Below are 17040 nucleotides of genomic sequence, written 5' to 3'. Positions count from 1 at the left end.
TTTATGAATATTGCCTTGTTCGGATATGGTAAAATGGGTAAAATGATTGAAAAGATCGCCCTAAAAAGAAACCATCATATTGTAGCTAAAATTGATTTGGACGCTACTGATATAAATTTTTCCGAAATAGACGTTGCTATCGATTTTAGTATGCCCAACGCCGCTTATGGAAACATTAAAAACTGTCTGGAACACAATGTTCCCATAATTTCCGGCACTACGGGTTGGCTTCAGGATTACCAAAAAGCCGTGGAATTATGTAAAAAAAATAATGGAGCATTCATTTACGCCTCCAATTTTAGTCTGGGTGTCAACCTTTTTTTTGAGCTAAACTCCTATTTGGCAAAATTGATGGCATCCCAAGAGCAATATCAGATTGCCATGGAAGAAATCCACCATACCCAAAAATTGGATGCCCCTAGCGGAACGGCCATTACTCTCGCCGAAGGTGTTATTGACAACACTAATTACACCAATTGGAAATTGGACAGTGCGGGGGACAAGGAAATTCCCATAACGGCCAAGCGTATCGCCGATACTCCCGGAACCCACACCGTTTCATATGAAAGCGAAGTGGATGGCATTGAAATTAAACATACCGCCCACAATAGGGAAGGTTTTGCTCTAGGAGCAGTGATTGCTGCGGAGTGGATCGTTGGAAAAACAGGGGTTTTCACAATGAAGGACGTGTTAAACCTTAGTTAAATAACGTAACAAAGAACGACTTAAAATGACCTAACGATTGATCAATACTTTTACAACTATCAATCTTTAGATAATAATTACCAATATGAACGGCACTCAGTGGATTATATTTATTTTAATTATTCAGGTGATACATTTTTTAGGTACCTGGAAATTATATGTAAAAGCAGGAAGAAAAGCATGGGAAGCTGCAATCCCAGTTTACAACGCCATTGTGCTGATGCAGATTATCAATAGGCCGAAATGGTGGGTTATTTTACTTTTTATCCCGATCATTAATTTATTGATGTTTCCCGTGGTCTGGGTCGAAACCCTTAGAAGTTTTGGGAAAAATAGTTTGCTGGATACCTGGCTGGCCATATTAACTTTAGGACTGTATATCTATTACGTAAACTATTTTGAGGACGTAAAATATATTGAAAACAGGGACATTCATCCCAAAACCGCACTCGGTGAATGGGTTAGCTCTATTGTATTTGCAATTGTAGCCGCTACTTTGGTCCACACCTATTTGATACAGCCCTTTGTTATCCCCACCAGTTCCTTGGAAAAAACCCTGCTCGTCGGTGATTTCCTTTTTGTAAGTAAATTTCATTATGGGGCAAGGATACCAATGACCACTGTTGCCGCACCCATGGTCCACGATACGCTTCCCGTACTAAAGACCAGATCCTATGTTGCGGATGTTGACCCTGCTACCTACAAAACTTCTATTTGGAATAAATTACAATTACCATATTTAAGACTTCCCGGGTTTAAAAAAGTAAAACGAAACGATATTGTTGTATTTAGTTGGCCGGCAGATACCGTATACCAGTTCTTTAAAAAACAGCAAGGGGTACGCAAACCCATCGACAAAAAATCCAACTATGTAAAACGTTGTGTTGGGGTACCCGGAGATTCGTTGACCATTAAAGATGGCTATGTTTACATCAACGGGGAAAAAACCGTTTTACCTTATAGGGCAAAGCCAGAATTCTTGCATACGGTTACCGTAGACGGACAATTTTCGAATGCCGCTATAGAACTTTTGGGCAGGGAGAACCTATCCGGAAATGTAATACGCGTTCCCAACAGCTCTCTCCAACAGGAACGGGCTACCGAGGTAATACAAGCCATGAATTTGGAAAAAATAAAATCCGATTCATCCTATACCTATTACGCGGGCAATGTGGGCAACCAAAAAGTGAAGGACTATTTAAAGTCCGAGGACATGAAGAATATGGCGCTCTTTAATTTAACCGAGGCAGAGGCCAAAAGCTATACAGGCAAGGATGGAATTACCTCTATCAACAAATTTTCCTATAAAAATCCCGATACCTCCGTATTTCCACAAAATGCAGCGCATGCAGGTACTGTAGACAATATGGGTGCGATATATATTCCCGAAAAAGGAAAAACGGTTCCCATTAACATAGAGGTACTCCCCATTTATGAAAAGATAATTAAGGAATACGAAGGAAATGACATTAAAGTGAACGGAAATCAAATCCTCATTAACGGCGAAGTTGCCGATTCCTACACTTTTAAACAGAATTACTATTGGATGATGGGAGATAACAGACATAGATCCGAAGACAGTAGATTCTGGGGCTATGTCCCTGAAGACCATATTGTAGGTACCCCTATTTTTATATGGATGAGTATTGATGGCATCAACGATGGCATGAGTAACTGGAAGGTAAGATGGGACAGGGTATTTACTACTGTAAACGGAGATGGTGAGCCTACCTCCTACTTTAAGTATTTCTTGATCTTATTGGCCGCCTGGTTCATATTTGATTTCTTTAGGAAAAAGAAGAAAGTGGATGGTTAAAGCATCCATTAAAAAACAATTAAATGTACCAATTGTTCAATACAAACTTATCATATATCCCATATCCCATTGATACATTAATCAATTATTACATTGATCAATCATAGAAACTATGACACTTCTGCTTCATCCTGGTTATTTTCCCAATATCGCCAATTTTGCCGCTATTGTTCAAAATGATATTTGTTGGGAAGTAATGGACAATTTTCAAAAACAAACTTTTCGAAACAGGTGTTATATTTGTACGGACCTAGGGATGCACATGCTCACTATACCCATAAAACACGTTGGTAACAGAAAAGGGAAGCAAAGGTACAGTGATGTACAAATGGACAACGATTATCCCTGGCAGAGACAACATTGGCGAACCTTGGAAACAGCGTATAGAACCTCTCCCTTCTTCGAGTTCTATGAAGATGATATTGCCCCATTGTACCACAATACATTCCACTCTTTAATGGATTTTAATTTGAAAACAATCGAGACCATATGCGAATGTTTGCAAATTAAAATGCCCTTGGACAGGACCAAAGTATTTGAGGTTGATGTTACCGACAAAATTGACGGGAGGACTTTAATCAATTCCAAAACAAAGCTTCAATTTCAACAGCCACAATATGTACAAGTATTTGAGGACAGAAATGACTTTATTCCTAATCTAAGTATTTTGGACCTTTTGTTCAATGAAGGTACCAACGCCTTGACCCATCTAAAAAACTTGAACCTAAACCTATCCAATGCTTAGGTTTTGTTTGCATTATGGAATTCATTTTATACTTCCAATTATTATTGGTCTGGTTTTCTTTAAGGAACACCGCCTAAAAATAATCTTGATACTGTTGGCTGGAATTCTTTTGGATTTAGATCACCTATTGGCAGACCCCATTTTTGACCCAGGCCGATGCAGTATCAACTTTCACCCCTTACATATGTATTGGGCCATTGCCGGTTACTTCCTATTACTTTTTTTTACAAAAACCAGGATCTTCGGAATTGCCTTTTTAATACACATATTGGCAGACACCGTAGACTGCTACTTAATGTAAGGTCCTTTCATGACACCCATTTACGGTTGGCAAACTACACCTGCCTCCTGTTTTATCCATATATCGTTAATTGGCCTCACTACCCATTACCACTCAATATTCTTCCTAATAATAAGACTACCACAATAAAAAACCGGGAAAAGACCATTTTAAGGACTTAAGAAAATTATTGCTATTTTGTATGAACTTTAAACAAGAGTAAATCTAATTGACAACAATAAAATGAAAGACCATACATCTACGCACTCTCCTACCCCAGGAAGAAGGGATTTTATAAAAAAATCGGGGATAGCAATTATAGGGAGTTCGCTGACATATCCTGCTATTTCTTTTGGAGCTACAACTGCATATAAGGACTCCCCTCTAAAAGTAGGCCTCATCGGTTGTGGCGGACGGGGAACCGGAGCTGCCGCCCAAGCCTTGGAAGCCGACCCCAATGTAGTTCTCTATGCCATGGGCGATGTTTTTGAAGATCGACTGGAGGAAGCGCATTCCGCGCTGTTGAAGATTGCAGGCGACAAAATAAAAGTGGACAAGCAGAACAAGTTTATAGGTTTCGATGCCTATCTAAAAGTAATCGAATCTGGCGTAGATGTGGTCTTATTAACTACACCACCCGCATTTAGACCAGACCATCTAACCGCAGCTGTTAATGCTGGAAAACATGTTTTCTGTGAAAAACCGGTGGCAGTGGATGCTCCCGGCGTGCACAAAGTGCTTGCTGCAGCAAAAATGGCCAAAGAAAAAAAACTATCCCTGGTATCCGGCTTCTGTTTTAGGTATGACTATCCCAATAGGGCAGTATATGGCCGCGTTTTGGATGGAGCTATTGGAGATATTAGAACCGTTACCACTTTCCGCCATGGAGGGGAAGCCTGGTACAAGGAACGACAACCAGACTGGACCGATATGACATACAACATGCGCAACTGGTATTATTACAATTGGTTATCGGGGGATTTTGTCGTGGAACAGGCCGTTCATAGTTTAGACATGATGTCTTGGGTGATGGGAGATAAAATGCCCATAAGTGCCACTGGAACTGGGGGAAGACAAGTTAGGGTAGACAAAAAATACGGTAATATATTTGATCATTTTGCCGTGGAATTCGAATACGACAACGGGGCTAAAGGGTACCACTTTACTAGACAACAAAGTGATACGTCCCACAAAAATAGTGTTGAAGTTTTTGGCAGTGAGGGTAGTGCCATAGTACATATTGGTCGTAGGTACGAAATAACAGGAAAGAACAAATGGACATATGACGGTGAAAGAAATAATATGTTCCAGACAGAGCACGATGAGCTTTTCGCTTCCATCAGAAATGGAAATCCGATCAACAATGGCGAATGGATGGCCACAAGTACCATGCTGGCCATATGGGCACGTATGGTTGGCTATACCGGCCAGACCATTAGCTGGGAACAGGCCTTTAATTCACAGGAAAGCCTAGGTCCCAAAGTGGATGAATATAATTGGGATTTAAAATGGCCAACACAACCCGTGGCCGTTCCCGGCAAAACTAAATTTATATAATTTACCCAAACGTACTTAAGACGCTACATCCTGTCAAAATAGTACTATGAGCCAAGGCATTCAATCAATTAACATAAACCAAACAACCCAATGAAGATATTTACAAACCTTTGCCTGTTGTTTACCTTGGCAACAAGTTTAAATGCCTTGGCCCAAAGCAAACCAATAAGCTTTGGTACCGAAACCACTTTGGAACAATTGGCCAGCAAGGAAAAGGTAAAAGAGAAACCCATTAACTGGATCAATGTAAATACAGATCCGGAAACTTGGCGAAAAGAAAAGGACATACTTATTTGTTCTGGTCTGCCCATTGGCGTTATGCGTTCAGAAAAGCAATATGAGAACTTTATCATGCTTGTGGAATGGCGACATATGGAAGCAGGTGGAAATTCTGGAGTATTTGTGTGGAGCGATGCCATACCAGGCGAAAAAGATCGCTTACCGGGAGGCGTGGAAGTGCAAATGCTGGAACTGGATTGGGTAAACCAAAATATACGTGATGGGGTAAAGCCTCCCATAGCATACGTACACGGCGAACTTTTTGGCGTTGGCGGAGTTAAAACAACACCCGACAACCCTAGGGGCACCAGAAGTAAATCCATCGAAAATAGGGCACTTGGCAAGGAGCAATGGAACAGTTACAAAGTGGTATGTGTAGATGGAACCATAAAACTCTCCGTAAATGGGAAATTTGTAAATGGCATAAGCAAATCGTCCATCAAAAAAGGTTACTTATGCCTGGAGTCCGAAGGTGCAGAAATCCAGTTTAAAAATTTTAAAATAATAGAATTACCACCCGGTGTTACATCGGAGGAACAAACTGCCAAGAAAGTATTTTAATGGCTCGTTGACGATTGGAACAGTTCCTAGCGCTTATAATAAGTAGGAACCGTAAAGGGTAAAAAAGTTAGGGTTCTTATTTTGTGGGAAACAAACTAATTGGAGTCTATTTTAATCGATGCCATTACCGGGAAATGATCCGATAATTTTATGTCGAAATTTCTATGGGCCGTAATTTCAAAAGCTTCATCGGCCAAAATAAAATCTATTCTAACAGGGTAATATCTAAAATTAAAGGTCCGGCCATAACCTGTTCCCTGTTCGGTAAAGGAATCGTTCATATCCCCTTTGATTACCTTGTAGACATTGGAAAATTGGGTGTTGTTAAAATCCCCACATACGATTTTCTTATAGGGCGCGGCTTCCATATGCTTCTCCACCAATTGCGCCTGCTCTCCCTGTTTTGCAAAGGATTTGCTCAACCTTTTCAGCAACCTCCCCTTGGGTTCATTTGATAATCGCCTTACACTAGGTATGATCCTATGAGACTCCAAATGAAGGTTATATAGCCTTAAGGTGTCCTTATTAACAACGATATCGGCAAAAATGGCATTGTTTCCACTATCGGGAAAATCCAAGGATCCACTATTGATTATTACGAATTTTGAATAAATGGCTTGAACGGATCTCTTTTCACTAGATTTATAGCCGGTAATAAATTTAAAGGGATACATCTTCTTTAGCTGCCTATCCTTAATACGGCTAAACTCCTGAATACCTAATATATCAGGGGCTTCAGAGGTAATAAATTCCATTATACGCCCTTCAGCCGACGGGTCATTAAGCAAGTCGTACTTATTGAATCCCCTAACATTGTAACTCATGATACTAAGGTCCTTTTCCTTGATTTCCTCTTCGGCCAGTTTAAACTTGAAAAAATTTCCCAAGAAGAAATAACCAAGCACCAATACAAAGGCAGATAGCCATAATTGCCTCTTTCTTTTAAACAGCCAGTAGGTCAAAAAAAGTAAATTGAAAAGAACCAATACAGGTACCGTAAGGCTAAGAATAGAAAAATAAGCAAAATGTGTCACAGAAATTTGTGGCACAAAACAAGAAATAAACAACAGAAGTGCAAAAATCGCATTTATGAAGAACAAGAATTTATCAATAAAATTAAGGTTCTTCACGTTTTATTCTTTTCCTGCCTTAAATAAAAAATCCTTTTCAGCTTTGGAAAGACTTTCGTAACCAGACTTGCTAATCTTATCCAAAATAGCATCTATTTTACGTTGCCGACTTTCTTTATCATAATTTTCTGTACTGGCCCCTCCTCGGTTCTCTTTGCGATAAACCGTTTTTAAGGGTGCTTTTCGTTCACTTCGCTTAAATAAATTGGCAATGGCATCCAAAAACTTGGCAAAACCGCTACCTATATCGTTGCCGTTAATAAGCTGGCGTGCATAAAAATAACCCAATGCGGCACCGCCCAAATGGGCCAAACGGCCTCCTACATTACCTCCCATTGAAATTTGAATAAGATCCAACAGCACAACAAAGACCCCTATATGCCACAGTTTTACATTAAAAAAAATAACTCTCACCTCCTGATTGGGCAAATAGGAACAAACAAATATTAGTACAGCAGTAACCCCGGCAGAGGCACCTATCAAGGATGTATTTATACCCAATAGGGCGGGAAATATATTATAACTCAATAAGAATATCATTCCCCCAAGAATTACCCCTAAAAAGTACACATTGAGAAACCTGCGATTATCAAAGAGGTTCATAAATATTCTACCCGCATAATACAGCATCAACATGTTCCAAAAGATATGGCCCAACCCGGAATGAAAAAAAGAATAGGTGACAATGGACCATGGCTGGGTTAGAAAATGAAAAAAGTCCTTTGGAAGTTCAAACCATCCAATAATGCTATCCCCAGAAAAACCAAACAATATCTTTAGCAATCCACTAAGAATAAATACCGCCACATTAATGACTATAAGCCTTTCAGCAATATTTAACCTGTTGTAATAATACCTAATATTCTGATTGCCCATTACCTGTCCCAGCGATTGTTGTTAAACTGATTTTTTTTCCAATACCACATCATTATAAACCCAAATAACGCACCGCCGACATGGGCAAAATGAGCTATTCCATTTCCAAAAATTGAATACCCAGTTACACCTGAAAACAAATCAAGCCCAATTAATACCGGGATAAAATATTTGGCCTTTACAGGGACTGGAATAAACATTAAAAAAAGTTCACTATTGGGATAAGACATTCCAAAGGCCACCAAAACACCATATATGGCACCGGAAGCTCCTACCGCAGGAGTATTATAAGCACCCAAAAAATTATCTATGGTACTCTTGGAGGCTACATCGTACCAACTGGGACTGTATTTGCCACCAGTAATAATTTCCATTATCTGTTCTTTGGGAATTCCTGAACTTACTAGAGCGTCCAACCCTTGATTAAAATAATAGTAGTTCACGCCTGTGTGGATCAAGGCAGCCCCGATTCCTGCCGAGAAATAAAAGAAGAAAAATTTATTTCTTCCCCACATACGCTCCAGTGGTGAACCAAAGGCCCATAGCGCATACATATTGAACAAAATATGCATAAATCCACCATGCATAAACATGTGCGATATAACCTGCCAAAACCCAAAATTTTCATTTTTCGGAAACCAAAGGGAAAACCATTGGTACATTTGATCACCGTATAATTGAGTTGCCACAAAAAACAACACATTTATAATTATCAAATGCTTTACTGCGTCCGTAATCCTACCCATTTATATAAATTTTTTATCAATATCGTCCTCGGTAATGGTGACGTATATTGGTTTATTAAAAGGACTTACCCCAGATTCCTTACAGGCAAACAAATCGTTTACCAGAGCCAACTGGGAATCGCTGTCCAATATCTCTCCTGTTTTTACCGATAAGGATTTGGCCAAGGTTTTTGCCAATATATCGGTCTGCGAAAAGCCATCAACCACAAAATCCTGCTGATAGTCCGATATCAATTGATCTAGAATAATCCCTACCTCACTTTCCGGGACGGACAAGGGCACCCCTGTTACCGTTACCTCTTCCCCACTAATACTATCAAAAACAAACCCTACCGTGGTTAAACTATCCTGAATTTCTTCAATAATAGCGCAATCGGATTTGGAAAACGTCAAAGATAAGGGAAATAACAGTTGTTGGCTAACTGCCTCCTTGATGGTTATATTTTTCAAAAACTTTTCATAGAGTACCCTTTGATGCGCCCTACTCTGATCTATGACCACCATGCCGGATTTAATTGTGGTCACAATGTATTTTCTCCTTAATTGAAAAGTGGTCGTACCAGTGTCAATGGTCTCTTTTTTATTCTCAAAAATAGAACCTGTAATAGTATCGGATTCAAAGCTTACACTACTAAACCCAGAATTCTTCCCTATATTGGATTCCATTCCAACATATAAGCTATCCCAACTTTTTGTATTCTGTTTTTGAAAGCTTGGCCGTTGTGCTGTACCGGTTCCTGAGCCTTCCTTAAAAGGATTAAAACTCGAATCCACGTTAATTCTGGGCAATTCCGCAGATTTATTCTTGTAGTCATATGGCGTTTCCAGATTTTGATCCTGCTCAAAATCCAAGGACGGGATTACGTTGAATTGTCCCAAACTATGTTTCACGGTAGACCTTAAAATGGCATAAAGGGTATGCTCATCATCAAACTTAATTTCCGTTTTGGTAGGATGGATATTGATATCGATAGAACCCGGATCCACGGTTAAATACAAGAAATACCCCGGATGGTTTTCCTTTTTGATAAGTCCATCAAAAGCTCCCAAAATAGCGTGATGCAGGTATGGGCTTTTTATAAACCTATTGTTTACAAAAAAAAACTGCTCTCCCCTACTTTTTTTTGCGTATTCCGGCTTACTTATATAACCGCTTATCTGTACTACTTGTGTATCCTCATTTACCGGGACCAACTTTTCATTGGTCTTGGCACCAAAAATATTCACAATTCGCTGCCTACTATTGGAATTGGGCAGGTTGAACAATTCACTTCCGTTATTATAAAAATGAAAATTGATAGATGAATGGGCCAGGGCTACTCTGTGAAATTCATCCAAAATATGACGCAGTTCCACATTGTTGGATTTAAGGAAATTTCGTCTGGCGGGAATATTAAAAAACAAATTCTTCACCATCATAGAGGTCCCCTTCGGAGCCACGGTCACTTCTTGTGATATAATCTTACTGCCCTCAATCTTAATATGCGTAGCCACCTCATCATCAGCCGTTCTTGTCTGCATTTCCACATGGGCAATAGCGGCAATGGAGGCCAAGGCCTCTCCCCTAAAACCCTTGGTATTCAGCTGAAAAAGATCTTCCGCTTTTTGAATCTTGGATGTTGCGTGCCGCTCAAAACTTAGTCGGGCATCGGTAACGCTCATTCCTACGCCATCATCAATTACTTGGATAAGTGTTTTTCCACCGTCCTTCACCACTAATTTTATGGTAGAAGCCCCTGCATCTATAGCATTTTCCATAAGCTCCTTCACTACCGAGGCCGGACGTTGAACTACTTCCCCTGCGGCAATTTGGTTGGCAACATGGTCTGGCAAAAGCTTAATAATATCTGCCATTATCGAGTTATAAAGATAGATAGATCGAAATCTATGATGTAAAGAAAAATAAGAATCAGGACGGCAATTATTATAAGGGTTCTAATTTTTTGATTTCGGCTTCCGGATTGTTTCAGATCGTCCATAGCCCTACCGAACTTGCCTTTAAGCCCGCTACGACCGTCCATAGTAGGTCTAAATTTGTCTAGTTTATGTTCTATTTTGTACGGACTTCCCTCACCTTTATCGTTGAAGTAGCGAGGTGTATAATTGAACTTTTTATTTTTGCGTAATTTCGAAAACTTTCCCATAATCCTTATTGTTTCAAAGTTACTCAAAAACAAAAAACATGCCTTAAATCCCTTGCCAAAAAATGTTAACAATTACAGGAAATACGCCTATTTTTCATCAAAACCAACAAGCTCAATAAAGAAAATTTTTGGAAACTAGCGAAGGCTTGCCATTTTTATGGCCGCTATAGCCGCCTCGGCTCCTTTATTACCATGTTTACCCCCACTACGGTCTATAGCCTGCTGCATATTGTTATCCGTTAGAACACAAAAAATAACAGGAACTTGGGTCCTTACGTTCAAATCCATTATGCCCTGTGCAGTAGCGCTACATACAAAATCGAAATGTTTGGTCTCCCCCTGAATTACACTTCCTATGGCAATAACAGCGTCCACCTTCTTGGATTCTATCATTTTCTTGGCGCCAAAGGTAAGTTCAAAACTCCCAGGAACGTTCCATCGAATAATATTTTCCGCATTGGCACCGCAATCCAAAAGCGCCTCCATAGCCCCATCGTAAAGTCCTTCGGTAATTGTCTCATTCCACTCTGAAACAACAATCCCAAACCGAAGATCCTTCGCGTTTGGGATTGTTGTTTTATCGTAAGCCGATAAATTTTTATTAGCCGTAGCCATACTAGTTGTTTTTTGCCTTACCTATAAATGCATCAATAGTCCTAGCTTCATCCGAGCTTGGGTATTCATCCTTTATTCTTTGGAAATATTTTAGCGCCTTACTATTTTCCTTCAATTCCAAAGCGGTAACACCAGCTTTATACAAAAATTTAGGAGTAGTAAAGTCATTGGCACTATGGGCAAAAGCCTGCTCATAATATCCCAAGGCATCACTAGGCTGGTTCAATTGAAGAAAAGCATCACCCAAACCACCTTTTGCCAAGGCACCCAAAATTAAATCATCGGATGAAAATCCTTCCAAATACTTTATGGCTTCGTCATATTTCTGCATATTCAAATAAGCCATCCCAGCCGAATATTTGGCCAAATTGGCTGCAGGAGTACCATTGTACTCTTCAATTATATCCAAATATCCATACTTACCTTCTGCCCCGTTCAAGGCTAGGGTAAATAGGGAATCCTTTTCAGCGGTAGCCGCTAATGCTTGATCAAAATATTGTTGTGGATATAACATTTCATTGGCAGCACTTGCTTCCTTTGGCTTCTCCACAAATTGAAAATACGCCATATAACCCAAAACAGCCACAGCAATCACCCCAATTACACCAAGAATATAATTTTGATTTCTGGAAACCCATTCCTCCGATCTGGAAGCTCCTTCATCCAACGAACTAAATACCTCTGCAGTTGTACTTTCCTGCTCATCCAACAAAATCTCCTCTTCTTTATTTTTAGGTTTAAAACCTCTTTTCTTGTATGTTGCCATTTTTGAATTTTATTAATCGCGCAAAAATAAAGTTTTTATCCAAAACCGAACGGGTATTTATTCGTTATTTTTGGATATTTTATAGTTTCCGGGAGGAATAAAATTAAATATTTTACAAGTCAGAATGTTTCTAAAGAAATTATCACTTATTAATTATAAAAACTTTGCGTCCGAAAATTTCGAATTCGATGCCAAAATAAATTGTTTCGTGGGCGATAATGGGGTTGGTAAAACCAATGTTTTGGATGCCATTTACCACCTTTCCTTTGGAAAAAGTTATTTTAATCCAGTTGCTACCCAAAATATAAAGCACGAAGAGGATTTTTTCGTGATCGATGGGGAATTTCAAAAAAATGACAGGGAAGAAAGGATTCTCTGCAGCCTAAAAAAGGGGATGAAAAAAATCATCAAACGCAATGGCAAGGCTTACGATAAATTCTCTGACCATATTGGCTTTCTGCCCTTGGTCATTATTTCGCCGGCAGACCGGGACCTGATCATTGAAGGCAGTGAAACCAGAAGAAAGTTTATGGATGGCGTAATCTCACAGTCCGATAAGGACTACTTACAAAATCTGATCAAGTATAACAAAACCCTAAGTCAGAGAAATTCCCTTCTAAAGTATTTTGCCGTTAACCAGACTTTTGACAAAACCACTTTGGCCATCTATAATGAACAGCTTCAGGAATACGGAAGTACAATTTTTTCGAAAAGGGCCAAATTCTTGGAAGAGTTCATACCTATATTCAAGGAACAGTATCTTGCCATTTCGGGCGGAAAAGAGCCCGTAAACTTAACGTATGACAGCAAGTTATTGGACAACGATCTCTTAACTTTATTGGAACGGAGTCTGGAAAAGGATAAAGCCCTTCAATACACCAGTGTTGGCACACATAAAGATGACCTCAACTTTGAGATAGATGGTCACCCAATAAAAAAATTTGGTAGCCAAGGGCAGCAGAAATCATTCTTGATCGCCTTAAAACTGGCACAATTTTACTTTATAAAAAAACAGGCCGGAACTACGCCCTTGTTACTTTTAGATGATATTTTTGACAAATTGGACGAAAACCGGGTGGCCCATATCATTAATTTGGTAGATGAAGAAAATTTTGGACAAATATTCCTTAGTGATACCCATGCCGATAGAACGGAGGAAGTTGTAAAAAAAATACATCAATCCTATAAAATATTTAAATTGTAGTATGCGATATGTTTATATTATAGTTATCTTAATTGGCCTTGCTGGCTGCCAAAATAAAGTGGATAAACTGGATTTACCCTATTTGAACGGCTACTGGGAGATAGAAAAAGTTTCTTTCCCGGATGGCAGCGAAAAGGAATACACAGTTAATACCAGTATAGACTACATTGAAATAAACGACCTAAAGGGATATCGAAAAAAGGTACAACCAAAATTTAATGGAACCTACGATACTTCCAATGATGCGGAATTGTTTACTATTTATGAGAAAGACGGTGTTTTTACCATAAACTACGCAACAGATCTGAGCGAATGGCATGAAAAAATTGTGAATCTATCGGAGAATAACTTTACAGTTCTAAGTGAGGAAAACATAAAATACCACTACAAAAGATTTGAACCCATTAATATTGAGTAAAAATGGCTAAGAGAAAAAACGACAACCTTAGGCTTGGTGAAGCCCTACAGGAATTTATTTCTGAAAATAAATTACAAAAGGGAATGGACCGTGTAAATGCTCGTGAAGCTTGGATAAATCTCATGGGCAATGGTGTTAACAACTATACTACGGCCATAGAATTACGGAGCGACACCCTTTTTGTTTCGCTATCTTCATCCGTACTTAGAGAGGAGCTAAGCTTGGGCAAATCCAAGATCATAAAATTATTGAACGAGGAATTGGGAAAGGATCTAATCACAAAAATTGTTCTGAGATAAGTTTCCGTTTTACATTAACACAAAAAAAACACGCCTTTGGGCGTGTTTTTTAATAATATGAAAATAGGTTCTTAGAAAATTTCCCTTCCAGCAAAATGAAATGCACCTTCTATGGCAGCATTTTCGTCACTATCAGAACCATGTACCGCATTTTCAGCTATTGAGGTAGCGAACAATTTTCGTATAGTCCCTTCTGCAGCATCTGCAGGGTTTGTTGCCCCGATCAAGGCGCGAAAATCTTCAACCGCATTATCCTTTTCCAGGATAGCGGATACAATTGGCCCTCTGGTCATAAAATCAACCAATTCCCCAAAAAAAGGACGTTCCTTATGTATTGCATAAAACGCTTGTGCATCCCTTCTGCTCAATTGCGTATATTTCATTGCCACGATCTTGAATCCGGCCGAAGTTATTTTGTCCAAAATTCCACCGATGTGTCCATTCTCAACGGCATCGGGCTTAATCATGGTAAATGTTCTATTTGTGCTCATTACTCTTAAATTTTGCGCAAAAATACGTTTTATTCTAAAACTCACAATATTTGGGGTACATCTTATGATCTATAATACACTTTATCGATGATGACACCCTTTTCAAGATGCATTTGAACCTACAAATCAAAACCATATACCTTTTTTCCACTTAGTCCCTATATTTGTACCAATATGAACATAAGCCACTAACTTTAGGATCCAATCCCAAAAACAATTGTAACGGATGAAAAAAAATTTCTTTAAACTTCTGGCAAAATTAAATAAGTTGGTATTGCCGTCCTATTCAAAAAAACAGCTGGACCTTTCAAAGGCCACAAAAATACAAATGGCCATTATAGGTTGGCGTTACTTAGTAACCACGAATGCCTTGGATTAATATTGTATAAGGGCCTCAATGGGGTAATCGGACAACTTGTCCCTGCCCTTTAAAAACTTTAGTTCCAACAAAAAGTTGCACTGCACTACTTCTCCACCCAACTTTTCTATAAGTTTACAAACAGCTTTTGCTGTCCCTCCGGTAGCCAGTACATCATCATGAATAAGTACCTTCTCCCCTTTTATTATACTATCCACATGAATTTCCAGAACATTCGTACCATATTCCAGGGCATAGGGCTCACTAATTGTTTGATGCGGCAACTTTCCGCGCTTTCTAACGGGGACAAAGCCGGCATTGAGTCGGGTTGCCAATAGGGGTGCGAAGAAAAACCCGCGACTCTCCATACCCACTACTTTATCTACCTTTTTATTTTTGATCATTTCAAACAGGGCCTCGGCTGCGCTCGCCAAGGCGTTAGCATCCTGTAATAAGGGCGTAATATCCTTAAAGGAGATTCCTTTTTCTGGGAAATCCGGGATATCCCGAATATATTTCTTTAAATCCATTTATTTTGGTTGCTGTAATTTTGTGGTAAATTTAAAAAGAAATATATTTGCAGCCCGTTAAACGGGAAAAATGAATTTTTACAATGGCCTCGTGGCGCAACTGAATAGCGCATCTGATTACGGCTCAGAAGGTTACTGGTTTGAATCCAGTCGAGGTCACCACAAGTAAGAAACCACGTCTTTTTAGGCGTGGTTCTTTTTTTTGCGGAAAAAGCCAAACGCAGTTTGAGGTTTTGAAGTAAAACAAAGAACCAGCAGCGATAACTGCGGGGTTTCTTATTTGCAAAACGGAGCTCAATGGAAAACCGAAGGTACTCCAGTCGAGGTCACCACAAGCAAGAAACCACGTCTTTTAGGCGTGGTTCTTTTTTTTTGCGGAAAAATTGGGCTTGCTCAAAATTTTGGCATGAAAATTAATACTACTAGATCCTGGAATCAATCCTGTTCTATTTCAAAAAAACCCAAGCCACAGGATATTTAACTTGAAACTCTGCCTTTATTTTTTTACCCGACTTCCAAGCGAAACTTTTCCGGTTCTTGGGCTAAGCGGATTACCCTTTAAAGAGCTATAATTCCTTCAGAATAGCATATTGTTATACTATATTACCCCAAAAACTGCATAATATTATATTTTTACCTAATATTTGCAAAAACAATTCTTGAAGGTACTTCCCTTTAAAATACCCAAACCAAAAAACGAAGCCCTCATCTACCAAGAAGATCGCGAAAGGATATTTTATGGCCAACTTCACCAACATCAGGAAATACAAATAAGCCTTGTCGTAAAAGGGTCTGGATCTTTTATTGTCGCAGACACCATAAACGAATACAAGGAAAACGACATTTTGGTAATTGGAGGATATGTTCCCCATGTTTTTAAAAGTGATTCCCACAAAAGTGATGAATCTATCATGTGCTCCTTATTTTTTAAAAAGGACGCGTTTGGAAGGCATTTTTTCGAGTTAACAGATATGGCAGAAACCAAGGAATTCTTTAAGGGTTCGGAATACGGATTGAAGGTACTTTCCAAAAAACAGAAAATCACGAAGCAATTCAATAAACTTAGTCATCAGAATAAGATAGAAAGGGTAGCTACGCTTTTAAAAATAATAAATTTGATAAGTACAGCGGAAACGACTCCGCTATCGTCCTTTGTTTATAAAAAGAAATATACGGACGACGAGGGAAAACGCATGAACGATGTGTTTAAATATGCCATGGAAAAGTTCTACGAACCTATTACTTTGGAAGAGATTGCGGACAAGGCCCATATGAACAAGAATTCCTTTTGCCGCTATTTTAAAAAACGAACCAACAAAACATTTTTTCAATTTTTGATTGAAATACGAATTGAAAATGCCTGTAAACTTATCAATAGCAACCCCGACCTTTCAATTTCCATGATATCCGAACAATGCGGATTTAGAACCATAGCCAATTTCAACAGGAAGTTTAAAGAAATTAAAGGCGTTACTCCTACAGATTATCGTAGACAGCGATAAAATTAATTAACCATTAAA

General features: G+C 39.0%; 20 protein-coding genes and 1 tRNA gene. 12 read left to right on the top strand and 9 right to left on the bottom strand.

Features of this window, described 5'->3' with window-relative positions; genetic code table 11:
* Window positions 1-3: 3 nt before the first annotated feature.
* From dapB to KO529_RS02805, 6 genes are all read left to right on the top strand, one after another.
* On the top strand, window positions 4-705 hold the full coding sequence (dapB, locus tag KO529_RS02825; protein ID WP_215946408.1) for a 4-hydroxy-tetrahydrodipicolinate reductase: 702 nt from the start codon (window positions 4-6) through the stop codon (window positions 703-705).
* 85 nt (window positions 706-790) lie between these two features.
* Entirely contained in the window at window positions 791-2521 is a 1731-nt protein-coding gene (gene lepB / locus KO529_RS02820) for a signal peptidase I (protein WP_215946407.1), read from the top strand.
* 112 nt (window positions 2522-2633) lie between these two features.
* A complete protein-coding gene (locus KO529_RS02815; RefSeq protein ID WP_215946406.1) occupies window positions 2634-3266 on the top strand; it encodes a WbqC family protein in 633 nt (210 codons plus the stop codon).
* On the top strand, window positions 3259-3567 hold the full coding sequence (locus tag KO529_RS23395) for a DUF6122 family protein (protein WP_247095737.1): 309 nt from the start codon (window positions 3259-3261) through the stop codon (window positions 3565-3567). The genes KO529_RS02815 and KO529_RS23395 overlap by 8 nt, the downstream gene beginning before the upstream one ends.
* A gap of 222 nt (window positions 3568-3789) precedes the next feature.
* Window positions 3790-5103, top strand: a complete 1314-nt coding sequence (locus tag KO529_RS02810; protein ID WP_215946405.1) for a Gfo/Idh/MocA family protein — start codon at window positions 3790-3792, stop codon at window positions 5101-5103.
* A 90-nt stretch (window positions 5104-5193) separates the two neighbouring features.
* Window positions 5194-5943 carry a 3-keto-disaccharide hydrolase gene (locus KO529_RS02805; protein WP_215946404.1) on the top strand — a complete coding sequence of 250 codons (750 nt, stop codon included), beginning with the start codon at window positions 5194-5196 and terminating at the stop codon, window positions 5941-5943.
* A 95-nt stretch (window positions 5944-6038) separates the two neighbouring features.
* Here the strand turns inward: KO529_RS02805 and KO529_RS02800 are convergent, their stop codons facing one another.
* The 7 genes from KO529_RS02800 to KO529_RS02770 form a co-directional block, all read right to left on the bottom strand.
* A complete protein-coding gene (locus tag KO529_RS02800; protein WP_354667763.1) occupies window positions 6039-6977 on the bottom strand; it encodes an endonuclease/exonuclease/phosphatase family protein in 939 nt (312 codons plus the stop codon).
* A 99-nt stretch (window positions 6978-7076) separates the two neighbouring features.
* On the bottom strand, window positions 7077-7949 hold the full coding sequence (locus tag KO529_RS02795) for a rhomboid family intramembrane serine protease (protein WP_215946402.1): 873 nt from the start codon (window positions 7947-7949) through the stop codon (window positions 7077-7079).
* Window positions 7949-8695: a rhomboid family intramembrane serine protease gene (locus KO529_RS02790; RefSeq protein ID WP_215946401.1), complete on the bottom strand. Its 747-nt coding sequence runs from the start codon at window positions 8693-8695 to the stop codon at window positions 7949-7951. The genes KO529_RS02795 and KO529_RS02790 overlap by 1 nt, the downstream gene beginning before the upstream one ends.
* Entirely contained in the window at window positions 8696-10549 is a 1854-nt protein-coding gene (mutL, locus tag KO529_RS02785) for a DNA mismatch repair endonuclease MutL (RefSeq protein WP_215946400.1), read from the bottom strand. It abuts the gene before it with no gap.
* Window positions 10549-10839 carry a riboflavin synthase subunit beta gene (locus KO529_RS02780; RefSeq protein WP_215946399.1) on the bottom strand — a complete coding sequence of 97 codons (291 nt, stop codon included), beginning with the start codon at window positions 10837-10839 and terminating at the stop codon, window positions 10549-10551. The genes mutL and KO529_RS02780 overlap by 1 nt, the downstream gene beginning before the upstream one ends.
* A 135-nt stretch (window positions 10840-10974) precedes the next feature.
* On the bottom strand, window positions 10975-11454 hold the full coding sequence (gene ribH, locus KO529_RS02775) for a 6,7-dimethyl-8-ribityllumazine synthase (protein ID WP_215946398.1): 480 nt from the start codon (window positions 11452-11454) through the stop codon (window positions 10975-10977).
* A 1-nt stretch (window position 11455) separates the two neighbouring features.
* Entirely contained in the window at window positions 11456-12220 is a 765-nt protein-coding gene (locus KO529_RS02770) for a tetratricopeptide repeat protein (RefSeq protein WP_215946397.1), read from the bottom strand.
* 124 nt (window positions 12221-12344) lie between these two features.
* Here KO529_RS02770 and recF point away from each other — a divergent pair, with 124 nt between their 5' ends.
* From recF to KO529_RS02755, 3 genes are read left to right on the top strand one after another with little or no spacing between them, the layout of a single operon-like run.
* Entirely contained in the window at window positions 12345-13424 is a 1080-nt protein-coding gene (gene recF / locus KO529_RS02765; RefSeq protein ID WP_215946396.1) for a DNA replication/repair protein RecF, read from the top strand.
* A gap of 1 nt (window position 13425) precedes the next feature.
* Window positions 13426-13842, top strand: a complete 417-nt coding sequence (locus KO529_RS02760) for a lipocalin family protein (protein WP_215946395.1) — start codon at window positions 13426-13428, stop codon at window positions 13840-13842.
* 2 nt (window positions 13843-13844) lie between these two features.
* Window positions 13845-14141 carry a DUF721 domain-containing protein gene (locus KO529_RS02755; RefSeq protein ID WP_215946394.1) on the top strand — a complete coding sequence of 99 codons (297 nt, stop codon included), beginning with the start codon at window positions 13845-13847 and terminating at the stop codon, window positions 14139-14141.
* A gap of 71 nt (window positions 14142-14212) precedes the next feature.
* Here the strand turns inward: KO529_RS02755 and KO529_RS02750 are convergent, their stop codons facing one another.
* Window positions 14213-14632: a nucleoside-diphosphate kinase gene (locus KO529_RS02750; protein WP_031442810.1), complete on the bottom strand. Its 420-nt coding sequence runs from the start codon at window positions 14630-14632 to the stop codon at window positions 14213-14215.
* Between the two features lie 226 nt (window positions 14633-14858).
* Between KO529_RS02750 and KO529_RS02745 the strand changes: the two genes are divergently transcribed.
* On the top strand, window positions 14859-15011 hold the full coding sequence (locus KO529_RS02745; protein WP_215946393.1) for an SsrA-binding protein: 153 nt from the start codon (window positions 14859-14861) through the stop codon (window positions 15009-15011).
* Here the strand turns inward: KO529_RS02745 and KO529_RS02740 are convergent.
* On the bottom strand, window positions 15008-15520 hold the full coding sequence (locus KO529_RS02740) for an adenine phosphoribosyltransferase (protein ID WP_215946392.1): 513 nt from the start codon (window positions 15518-15520) through the stop codon (window positions 15008-15010). The two genes, KO529_RS02745 and KO529_RS02740, sit on opposite strands and share 4 nt — an antisense overlap.
* Before the next feature lie 85 nt (window positions 15521-15605).
* On the opposite strand from KO529_RS02740, the gene KO529_RS02735 reads away from it, so the two are divergent.
* Window positions 15606-15682 (top strand) — tRNA-Arg (locus KO529_RS02735).
* 497 nt (window positions 15683-16179) lie between these two features.
* A complete protein-coding gene (locus tag KO529_RS02730) occupies window positions 16180-17022 on the top strand; it encodes an AraC family transcriptional regulator (protein ID WP_215946391.1) in 843 nt (280 codons plus the stop codon).
* Window positions 17023-17040 lie beyond the last annotated feature (18 nt).

Origin of the sequence: Arenibacter algicola, from assembly GCF_018860365.1 — a bacterium.
Taxonomy (GTDB): Bacteria; Bacteroidota; Bacteroidia; order Flavobacteriales; family Flavobacteriaceae; genus Arenibacter; species Arenibacter algicola_B.
This window is presented reverse-complemented; position numbering and strand designations above follow the sequence as displayed.

Excerpts from the sequence above, each read along its gene's own strand:
- dapB (WP_215946408.1), top strand. The coding sequence starts at position 4 with ATGAATATTGCCTTGTTCGGATATGGTAAAATGGGTAAAATGATTGAA.
- lepB (WP_215946407.1), top strand. The coding sequence starts at position 791 with ATGAACGGCACTCAGTGGATTATATTTATTTTAATTATTCAGGTGATA.
- KO529_RS02815 (WP_215946406.1), top strand. The coding sequence starts at position 2,634 with ATGACACTTCTGCTTCATCCTGGTTATTTTCCCAATATCGCCAATTTT.
- KO529_RS23395 (WP_247095737.1), top strand. The coding sequence starts at position 3,259 with ATGCTTAGGTTTTGTTTGCATTATGGAATTCATTTTATACTTCCAATT.
- KO529_RS02810 (WP_215946405.1), top strand. The coding sequence starts at position 3,790 with ATGAAAGACCATACATCTACGCACTCTCCTACCCCAGGAAGAAGGGAT.
- KO529_RS02805 (WP_215946404.1), top strand. The coding sequence starts at position 5,194 with ATGAAGATATTTACAAACCTTTGCCTGTTGTTTACCTTGGCAACAAGT.
- KO529_RS02795 (WP_215946402.1), bottom strand. The coding sequence starts at position 7,949 with ATGGGCAATCAGAATATTAGGTATTATTACAACAGGTTAAATATTGCT.
- KO529_RS02790 (WP_215946401.1), bottom strand. The coding sequence starts at position 8,695 with ATGGGTAGGATTACGGACGCAGTAAAGCATTTGATAATTATAAATGTG.
- mutL (WP_215946400.1), bottom strand. The coding sequence starts at position 10,549 with ATGGCAGATATTATTAAGCTTTTGCCAGACCATGTTGCCAACCAAATT.
- KO529_RS02780 (WP_215946399.1), bottom strand. The coding sequence starts at position 10,839 with ATGGGAAAGTTTTCGAAATTACGCAAAAATAAAAAGTTCAATTATACA.
- ribH (WP_215946398.1), bottom strand. The coding sequence starts at position 11,454 with ATGGCTACGGCTAATAAAAATTTATCGGCTTACGATAAAACAACAATC.
- KO529_RS02770 (WP_215946397.1), bottom strand. The coding sequence starts at position 12,220 with ATGGCAACATACAAGAAAAGAGGTTTTAAACCTAAAAATAAAGAAGAG.
- recF (WP_215946396.1), top strand. The coding sequence starts at position 12,345 with ATGTTTCTAAAGAAATTATCACTTATTAATTATAAAAACTTTGCGTCC.
- KO529_RS02760 (WP_215946395.1), top strand. The coding sequence starts at position 13,426 with ATGCGATATGTTTATATTATAGTTATCTTAATTGGCCTTGCTGGCTGC.
- KO529_RS02755 (WP_215946394.1), top strand. The coding sequence starts at position 13,845 with ATGGCTAAGAGAAAAAACGACAACCTTAGGCTTGGTGAAGCCCTACAG.
- KO529_RS02750 (WP_031442810.1), bottom strand. The coding sequence starts at position 14,632 with ATGAGCACAAATAGAACATTTACCATGATTAAGCCCGATGCCGTTGAG.
- KO529_RS02745 (WP_215946393.1), top strand. The coding sequence starts at position 14,859 with ATGAAAAAAAATTTCTTTAAACTTCTGGCAAAATTAAATAAGTTGGTA.
- KO529_RS02740 (WP_215946392.1), bottom strand. The coding sequence starts at position 15,520 with ATGGATTTAAAGAAATATATTCGGGATATCCCGGATTTCCCAGAAAAA.